9 protein-coding genes are annotated in these 10,042 nt (G+C 32.2%); all 9 read left to right on the top strand.

Features of this window, described 5'->3' with window-relative positions; translation table 11 throughout:
* The first annotated feature begins 278 nt into the window (after positions 1–278).
* Positions 279–614, top strand: coding sequence for a hypothetical protein (locus NE257_RS11320; protein WP_218193598.1), 336 nt, complete (start codon positions 279–281; stop codon positions 612–614).
* 29 nt (positions 615–643) lie between these two features.
* The gene (locus NE257_RS11315) at positions 644–2,611 is read left to right on the top strand and encodes a heavy metal translocating P-type ATPase (RefSeq protein ID WP_251886507.1); all 1,968 of its coding nucleotides are present in this window, start codon (positions 644–646) and stop codon (positions 2,609–2,611) included.
* A gap of 23 nt (positions 2,612–2,634) precedes the next feature.
* The gene (locus NE257_RS11310; protein WP_251886506.1) at positions 2,635–2,970 is read left to right on the top strand and encodes an ArsR/SmtB family transcription factor; all 336 of its coding nucleotides are present in this window, start codon (positions 2,635–2,637) and stop codon (positions 2,968–2,970) included.
* Positions 2,971–3,176: 206 nt separating this feature from the next.
* Positions 3,177–3,401: a hypothetical protein gene (locus NE257_RS11305; RefSeq protein WP_029486039.1), complete on the top strand. Its 225-nt coding sequence runs from the start codon at positions 3,177–3,179 to the stop codon at positions 3,399–3,401.
* Positions 3,402–3,424: 23 nt separating this feature from the next.
* Positions 3,425–3,889 (top strand): signal peptidase II, encoded by a 465-nt coding sequence (gene lspA / locus NE257_RS11300; RefSeq protein ID WP_034706604.1) that lies wholly within the window; start codon positions 3,425–3,427, stop codon positions 3,887–3,889.
* A 244-nt stretch (positions 3,890–4,133) separates the two neighbouring features.
* On the top strand, positions 4,134–4,733 hold the full coding sequence (locus NE257_RS11295; protein ID WP_251855555.1) for a tyrosine-type recombinase/integrase: 600 nt from the start codon (positions 4,134–4,136) through the stop codon (positions 4,731–4,733).
* Positions 4,734–4,781: 48 nt separating this feature from the next.
* Positions 4,782–5,483 (top strand): hypothetical protein, encoded by a 702-nt coding sequence (locus NE257_RS11290; protein ID WP_251886505.1) that lies wholly within the window; start codon positions 4,782–4,784, stop codon positions 5,481–5,483.
* Between the two features lie 122 nt (positions 5,484–5,605).
* Entirely contained in the window at positions 5,606–8,791 is a 3,186-nt protein-coding gene (locus NE257_RS11285) for a serine/threonine-protein kinase (protein ID WP_251886504.1), read from the top strand.
* On the top strand, positions 8,788–10,042 hold a 1,255-nt coding region (locus NE257_RS11280; protein ID WP_477181464.1), incomplete at its 3' end, for a phospholipase D-like domain-containing protein. The genes NE257_RS11285 and NE257_RS11280, both read left to right, overlap by 4 nt.

Below are 10,042 nucleotides of genomic sequence, written 5' to 3'. Positions count from 1 at the left end.
TAATAGAATTAACTTTTAATACGTTAAAGAAAAGTATAAAGAATATAAATTAGATAATTATTTCAATATTTTTCAAAATAGTTTAATCTCATTTATAGAATGTGGTTTAGATATCGACGTAAATTTAGGTAAAAATTGGTACTATATGTTCAAAAGTAATCGGTCGAAGCTAATTACACAGAAGAAAAACCGTATTTTTTAAAAAAACATATGAATGATTTGACATATGTGTGATTGGTCATTTATAATATTATTACATTAACTAAAGGATGAGTAAGATGTCAAAAGAAAGAAAAAAAGAAATACGGAGAAAATTGATTAAGCTTTTAAATGAAAATCCTAACTGGTTAGATAGTGATCATACAGAACTAAAAAAAGAAATTCAGTTGTTGGGACAGTTTCTAGGATATAGCTCCAAAAACAAAAAAATTGGAGACTTAACTTTAGAAAAATATTTAAAATTACTTAGCTTAGGTTTCAATAACCAAGAAATAAAAGGAATCTATCAGTTATCTGAGGGTAGCTTTAAGGAGTGGTTGAAAGAGCATGATTTTTATCGGCGAAATGTGGATGAGATTTTAAATGAAAACAAAGGATTCAAAAACTATGATTAATCATAAACAATATTTAGGAGGTAACATAAATGGACAAAGATGAAATCAACAACAAAAATCATTCTCTTAAAAACGAGACTAGTAACCATGGGGGTACTGAGCATAAACATAATGAAGAACACGATCACAGCCATGGGAATATCCCAGTGTATTTTTACTTCATTGGGTTAATCGCATTTTTAATTGCTCTATTTTTAGGAGAAGATCTACTTATACTTTCTAACATGTTATTTAGTATTACGGTGGTTTCTGCAGGGTACCATGTAATCATAGAGGGCTTTGGAGATACAATAAAAGATAGTTTGAAAACAAAAAAATTTATGCCTAATATTCATTTTTTAATGGTATTAGCAGCAGCTGCTGCAATGATTATTGGCAGTTTCGAGGAAGCTGGTCTATTAATTTTGATTTTTGCAGGAGCACATTTCTTAGAAGATTACGCAGAGGGTAAGAGTAAGAGAGAAATTACGAATCTGCTAAAGCTAAATCCCACGGAAGCCAGAAGACTATCAATTGACAACTCTGTTGAAGTCGTGTCAGTTGATCAATTAGTGGTCGGAGATAAAGTGCAAGTTTTAAATGGAGGACAAGTGCCTACAGATGGAAAAATAATCTCTGGAACAACATCAATCGATGAGTCGTCTATAAACGGTGAAAGTATTCCAAAAGAAAAAACAGTAGGTGACGATGTATTCGGAAGTACAATTAATGGTACCGGTTCGTTTGTTATGGAAGTTACAAAAGATAGTAGTGATACTGTATTTGCAAAAATATTAAAACTAGTTGATCAATCGCAGAAAAATTTGAGTAAAACAGCAACAACCATAAAGAGGTTAGAGCCCAAGTATGTGACCTTAGTATTGATGATTTTCCCATTTATATTGGTCTTGGGTCCAACAGTTTTTGGATGGAGCTGGAATGTAACTTTATATCGAAGTATTGTATTTTTAATTTCATCTTCACCTTGCGCATTAGCAGCTAGTGCGGTACCAGCTACTTTATCAGCGATTTCTAATTTAGCTAAGAGAGGTGTACTGTTTAAAGGGGGATCATTTTTATCTAATTTAGGGGAACTTAAAGCTATTTGTTTTGACAAAACAGGGACTTTGACGAAAGGAAAACCCGTTGTTACAAATCAATATTTCATTGATGGGGTCGACGAAGAAGAGGTAATCGACGTTATTGTATCAATGGAAAAAGAATCAAATCATCCTTTAGCGACTGCTATAGTTAGTAATTTTCCACATACGGAGACAAAAACACTATCAGTAGAAAATGAGGTTGGCAGAGGATTAGTATCAACATTCAATGATAATGAGTATAGAATTTCTAAACCTTCGGAATTTAACAGTTATGATAAAAACATAAAAGAAAAAGTTAATGAGTATTCAAAAGACGGAAAGACTGTTGTTTTAATAGCAATTAATAAGGAAGTTATAGGTTTAATTGCATTAATGGATGTCCCTAACTCGAATGCAAAAGATGTAATAGAATACTTCAATGATCAAGGTGTTCACACTACTTTAATTACAGGAGATGCTAAACTTACGGGTGAATCGATTGGCAATGAGCTAAAGATTGGTCAAGTAATTGCTAATGTTTTACCGGAAGATAAGGCGAAAATTATTAAACAGCAACAGGATTCATATGGACTAACTGCAATGGTAGGTGACGGAGTCAATGATGCGCCAGCTTTAGTTAATGCGGATGTAGGAATTGCTATGGGCGATGGAACGGATGTTGCTATCGATGTAGCGGATGTGGTTCTAATGAAGAATGACATATCGAATTTAGTTTATGCTCATAAAGTATCTAGACGATTAAATAAAATTGTCTGGCAGAATATTATCTTTTCAATGTTTATTGTGTTGCTATTAATATCATTAAACTTTTTAGGTAAAATGACTATAGGAATAGGAGTTTTAGCTCACGAAGGAAGTACTGTGTTGGTTATTTTTAACGGATTGAGATTATTAATTCCTCAAAAAGAAATGTGAAAATTATAGGACGGAGATTCTAAATGAAAAATAAGGATTTAGAAAGATCAGTTGAGGGAGCCCAGAAAATCGTAAAAGTACTCAATGATCGAACCAGACTAAAAATACTGTTTTTTTTGTCGAAACAAGAAAGAAATGTCTCTGAATTACAGTCATTGGTCCAAAGATCACACACAGCAACATCGCATCATCTTTCTAAGTTGAAAAGTAATAGGATGGTTTCAGCAGAGCGTAAAGGAAAGTATATGTACTACTCTTTAAATGATGAACATATAAAAACTATTTTAAAAGTTCTGTTTGAACACACTATGGAAGGGGGTGAATTTTGTGGGACACCATCACAAAAAAGATTATTATAGAGATGACCACCATAAAAGTAACACTTACAAAAAAGAACATCATGGTAATCATGGTTCCTATAGAAGTAACAGAGGCTGCTTAGGCTGTTTAACTCAAATATTCCTAGTTTTAATTATAGTATCATTTATCTTTATCAGTGTTAATTTGTGATTATTAGCTGATGTGTTAAGTAATTGAGGTAAATATTTTGATACGGAGGAACTCAATGAATAGAGAAGAAATTTTACAAACAATCAAAGATCTAATAGCTAATGGCAATATTGAAGAAGCAAATGCTCTTTTGAATGAACAAGCTACATTCTTAGCAGATTATTATGATCAGGCAGCTGGATTATTTGAAAATTTAGATACTGTGCAAATACCTTTTTTTAATAACAAGGAAACTATATTGTTGTTATGGGAAAAACTTTCAAATTTATTCAATAAATAAATATTTAGATGATGAGGGCTTTCATGTTATTTGTAAGTGTAATATCAATATTCGTTCTTCTAAGTGTAGATCAGATTGCTAAATTATTGACAGTTAATATTTTTGCATTATATGAAGAAAGAGTCATTATTCCCGATATTTTTTCACTGACCTATATTCAAAATAGTGGGGCAGCTTGGGGGATTTTGAGTAATAATACAAACTTATTGATTGTTATATCGGTGCCCATAATCGCTATGTTGGGTTGGCTAATGTTAAAAAGTAAAAAAAAGATTCTGACGAGTGGCCTGAATTTTATTATTGCAGGTGCATTGGGAAACTTAGTAGATCGAATAAGGATTGGCTATGTAGTTGACATGCTACGTCTTGATTTTCTAAATTTCCCTGTATTTAATATTGCAGATGTAATGTTGACGTTTGGTGTGCTTTTGGTGATCACTGATTATCTATCAGATAAAATATCAAATGTAGAGAATAAAAATCATTGATTTTAATGGTCTTATGCAAGACATTCTGAGAAAAGTGCTATTAAAAAGTATCTGCTTAAATATATTCCATAAATTTTACTGATGTGACACAATCGGATTCTGTCACATTCGTTAAAATCGCTCCATCCTTAGAGGCTCTAAGAGGAAATCACTTTTCTTTTAGGGCCTTTTTTCTATAGCTTGTTTAAATGTGACTTATTATCTGTTATAATCATATTAAGTAACATTTGAGAGGGGGATAAAAATGAAGAGCGTGGAACCGATTCGCGATAAAAAAAAGATCGATGCCATGAAGGCAATTTTGGCTTCCGGAAAATATGGGCAACGAAATTTGGTGCTTTTTTCGATTGGGATCAATACAGCCTATCGAATCTCCGATTTAAGACAGTTGAAATTAAGTGATGTATTAGAAATTTCTCGTGGACGGGTGATTGTCAAAGAACGTCTGGCTATGAAGGAACAAAAAACGGCCAAACACAATTCGGTCTTCATTTCGAACAAATTGCGAAAAGTGATTCTCGATTATGTTCAATCCGAATTTCCTGAGCAGCTGCAAGTACAAGACTTCAGAAATTATTTGTTTCCAAGTCGAAAAGGAGCAGATACGCCTTTGACCCGACAAAGCCTTTGGCGAATCATTCATGAAGCAGGAACTGCAGTTGGGTTAAAAGAAATTGGTCCCCATTCGATGCGTAAGACCTTTGGCTATTTTTTATACAAGCAAGGAACCAAAACAGAGATCATTCAGTCGCTGCTAAACCATTCTTCACAACGGGAGACCTTACGCTATATTGGAATCACCCAGGAAGACAAAGATACTGCAGTAAAGAGTTTGGATTTATGACAGAATAATGCCCTATATAATAGAAGGAAAAATTCAAGAGGTGAGAAAATGAACGAAGAAAAGCAGCCTAACTTTCCTGATAAATATCACTTATCTCGCAAAGAGTCTGTGTATTTATTGAAGAAAAACATTGTAGAACTGGTGTATAATGCGGGGAAATTTGAAGGGTTAAATACAACGTTGTTACAAACAGAAGAGATTATTAAGTATAATCGGGCCAACAACGTGGCTGTAGATGATGTCCTGACCATCGTTAACTTAAAAAGAGGATTTGAAATGCTTTTAAATGACGTACAAGAGCCCTTGTTAGAGACAAGTAAGCGGATTAATCGGATCGTTGCAGCAGAGGATGCGCTTTTTCCCGGTGAAATACGAACCGGTGGGGTAGAAGTATCGACTATTCAAGGAAGATATGTGCCACCAATGTTAACTGAAGACGAGGTAAACAATCAGTATGGTGAGATAATGAATCAAGAGATATCAGAAACTGAAAAAGCCCTGCGACTGTTTCTATTCATTTCGAAAAATCAAATATTCTGGAATGGTAATGTGGGTACAGCCTTGTTAACTGCTAATAAAATCATGTTTAGCAAAGGGGTAGGATTGTTGTCCATTCCTGAAAATTCATATAAGAAATTTAACGACCTGTTATTTAAGTATTTTGATGATAGTCTATATACTGAGGAATCAATGATATTATCATTAATATATGAGAATTGTATTTTTGGTATTAATTATTCGGGTGTGTAAGAAAAGAAATCCCACTTCTTCTCTTCTTCACTAACAATAAGTCCTATTATCATTAAATCAGAAATGTATATATTTTGATAATATATACGACCAGTAGAAATTATTTAGGGGTGCGTATAATAATGCTAAACATTCGAGAAAAAATGGTTATCAATAGACGTTATGAGCTATTAAAAGAAATACACATGTCTGTCAATTCTATAGTATTTAGAGCCTTTGATAACTTAAGTGATAAATTTGTTATAATCAAATTTCTAGAAAAAAGTAATTATGATACAACCAATAGTGAACTTTTTAGAAGAGAAGTTAGGTCTTTAGAAAACATAGATAATGAATACGTAATACGTCTTATAGATTCTGGAGAGGAAATCGAGTTTTACTATATTGTCACTGAACAACTCATAGGATCTATTACTTTGGAAGCCTTTATAAAAGAAGAATCATCCAGATTAAAATTACCAGAAAAATTGGAATTATTTCGTAAAATCTTACTTGGCATTGAAGAGTGCCACAATATTGGAGCAATTCATAGAGATTTGAATCCCAAAAATATTTTGGTTAGTAATGATAAACTTAAAATAATTGATTTTGGGATTAGTAAGTTAAAAAAATATATTTATGAAGAAAAGATTACGGTGGCCAATAGATATACATTAGGATATGCTTCTCCAGAACAACTTAATGGTGGTCTAATAACAGAAAAGTCTGATATATTCTCTCTAGGCACAATTTTGTATTATATTCTGATGAGCGAACCACCTTCAACAGTTTTTGAAGAAAGAATGAAAAAAGTCTCCATGACAAGTTTATCAGATGACATTATTCAAATTATTCGTAGATGTACTGATCCTGAAATTGACAACAGATATATTTCAATCAGATCATTGATTAATGATTTAGAAATTTCATTATACAACCACCAAGCTCAAAATGAAGTGTTTTTTTTCAAACATAGCTCTACCGTAGTTGAACAACTCTTTTTAATGGCAGAAATTTTTCTTCAAAAAGAGGAATTGGCAAGTAATTTTATTGAAAAAAATTTATCTGATTCATATATATATCAAGGTGAGAAAATAGATAATTATATATTAATTGGTAATAAAATTAAGTATTTCTGTGATATCAACGTAAATGAATCCTTGTTGTACTTGAAGAGCTGCGAAAAAATAGATACTTATGCTCATATGATAAAAGAAAGAAACAAAGCTATTCCGATTTACGCAAAAATAAATAGAGCTCCTGATGGCGAGCTGAATGGGAGAAGTGAATACCTATTAAACTTATTAAAACAAGTAAATGCTGAAGCTGAAGAATTTCGAAATAAAAAAAGTTCCAACTTTGGCGAAATGAAATTGATGCAGATGTGGGATAAAACCATTCGCGCACAGGATAGTTTGATTCAGAAGAACACAAACTTAGGAGAGTATAAAAAATTAACGTACTTGCCCGAGACAAATACGATTGAAATGCAAACCTTTATAATTGATTCTTATGAAAATATAGAACCTGGAGTTCAAATTTCAGTACGTCAACATAATTCGACAAAGCGTATTCTTTTAGGGACTATTGAAGATATTGATACTGAGAAAGGAATTCTTTTGTTAATTCCTAAAGAAAGAACATCTGTAGAGGATTTTGCTGCGCAAGGGCCTTTTGGTATAGATATATCCGGAAACAAAATTCATAATAATAGATTTAAACGCGCTCTGGAAAATTTGAAGCATAGAAGAAGTGTAAACAAAAAATTATTAGATATCATAATAAACCCAAATTCAGCGAGATTTGATAGTAAAGAAAACATTGAACCTATAAATAAGAATATCGATCCTGATAATCTAAAAATTGTTGAAAAAGCATTAGCGGCAAGAGATATATTTTTGATACAAGGACCACCAGGAACTGGTAAGACAACAGTAATTGAAGAAATAATAAATCAAATACTATTTAAATCTGAAAATGCAAAAATCTTGATTGCATCACAGTCACATGTTGCTGTTGATAATATTCTTGAATCACTAATTGGAAAATATAATCCAAGTCAAATAGTTAGATTAGGTGAATCCTCAAAAATTTCAGAAATATCAGAAGCTAGTAAAGTCAAGGTACAAACAAAAGGATGGACTGAGTCCATAAAGAAGGATTCAGAAACCTATGCGAAGCCCATGTTAACTGAAATAGCCAAACCAGAAGACTATCCATTCGATGAGATATTTGCCAGTGAATTTTCAAGAGAGGAACAAGCTCCAAAAAAAAATTCATCAAGAGCTAATCAGTATCTTGAGGAGACTTCGAATGATCAATTACGAGAATTGACTTATATATTAAGGGATTGGTACCACAAACTGAATTCTCAAGATCAATTCGATGATTTATTAGTATCTAGAGCCAACTTGGTCTGTTCAACATGCACAGGGGCAGCAAACCTTGGATGGGTTACTAACAATACGTTTGATTGTGTAATTATTGATGAAGCTGCAAAATCAACCCTTCCTGAAGTATTGATTCCGATGGTACGAGGTGAGAAAGTCATTTTAGTTGGTGATCATAAGCAGTTGCCACCAATCGTAAGTAATATAGAAGACGCAGGAATATCGGATAAAGATCTAGAAAGAAGCTTGTTTGAAGAACTTTTTAAGAAGATAAAAAATGAGAACATTGCAGTAAGTCTAACAAAACAGTTTAGAATGCATCCAAATATCGCAAACATGATTAGATCGGTTTTTTATTCGGAAAATATTCTTATATCCGGTGTAAACTCTATAAACAGAAAAAATTTCTCTAGATGGGAAGATAAATCAATAGTTTGGATTTCCACATCACTAAATAAAGAACGAAGAGAAACAGAAACGGATTCCAAAGCATATTCAAATATTCACGAAGCTACAGTGGTTTTAGACGAATTAATAGATTTAAATAGACAATATTCCAATGCTAAAAAAAGTGCTAAAGTTGGTGTTATTTCTGGATATAATGGGCAAAAATCGCTGTTGCGAAAGTTAATAAAACCAGATGCTGCTCAATGGACTAACTTAGAAATATCCATTGAAAATGTTGATGCTTATCAAGGAAGTGAAGTAGATATTGTTTTCTATAGTGTAGTCCGTTCTAACATTGATAATAAAATTGGCTTTCTTAAAGATAACAGACGCTTGAATGTTGCTTTGTCTAGGGCAAAAAGGCTTCTAGTAATTGTTGGTGACGATATCTTTTTGAAAAATCTTAATTTAAGGAATCATAATTATTTCCGAGATATATTGCAATATATAGAGCGCTTTCCAGTGGAATGCCACAAGGAGGATGCAAAATGAGAAGAATAAAAATTAGAACAGGCGCATTCAATAAGTGTTCTGAGATACTTCCGACTTATGATGTAATTGGGTTTTATGAAAAAGCAGCACCAGTTTATATTTTGACATTGAGATGTGAAATCACATCAGTAGATAGATTACCAATCATTCACGATACTTTACTTCGTTTATTTAAACAAAAAATGGGAGTAGAAACCATTCCTGAATTTCTGGGTTTAAGTGATACTCCCGAAATTTTAGAAACGGCTAGAATTGATTTAGCATCTGAAGATATGATAGATCACAGGACGAACAAACTAAGTGAGCGTGGAAGGAATTATCTGTTGGAAAATGGATTGGATCAAAATAAGCAAGTTTATTTCACAGTTGAGATTGACGGGATAACAGGTAAATATACTCGTAAAAGTAAACTGGTTGGTAGTAAAAACTTAGCAAATCAAAATATTACTGAACTTTTCATGAGAATTTCGCAACCTAACATTCAATCTTTAGATAAAGAAAAGGTACGCACATTATTTTTTAAATCAAGAGACGAAGATATGGTAATGAAAAAACAAAAAATTGCTGATGTACTCTCAATACAGAATATAAGTATAGATTATCGTAGATTATATTGCATAATCTTGAGAAAAGGGGAAACTGATTTCAAAGTTTTGACTTTTGATAGAAACATTCATACTCAGGAATATGATAGCTTTTTGGAAGAAGAATTATCTGGAAATAATACATTAGCAACCGTTTGTATAGATACGTATCTTGCAGATAGTACATTGAAATGTTTGCCAGGTACTACCCTGACTTTGGAACAGACTATTGAAGAAGAATATATACGTGATTTCTATGACAATCTCATTTTTGAAGCAAAAAGAAGTATTGAAATTGTGTTACCAACTATTTCATATATGATGATAAAGGATGAGATAATTGATTATTTAGAAAATAGAGCGAAATTGGGTGTTAAAGTTACTATTTATTTGACTGGTAGTCTTCAAGGAGGAGATGCTTTTCAAAGAAAGCAGATCTCTAAGATTGCCTTAATAAAGAATGAAAATTTTAGAGTTCATCATATACCAAACTTTATGGAAAATATTGTATTTATAGATGATTATACTGGGATAATCATAGACTATGTCAAGATTCCAGTTTCCGTGGATCAACAAAAATTTGTAATTAGTGAGACAGGTGCGATAATTAACTATGATTTTTTTAATAAGGTTAAAAAGAAAATTATAAAACTAATTTCAAATTTAG

It is taken from the genome of Enterococcus italicus (assembly GCF_023743875.1).
Taxonomy (GTDB): domain Bacteria; phylum Bacillota; class Bacilli; order Lactobacillales; family Enterococcaceae; genus Enterococcus_G; species Enterococcus_G italicus.
This window is presented reverse-complemented; position numbering and strand designations above follow the sequence as displayed.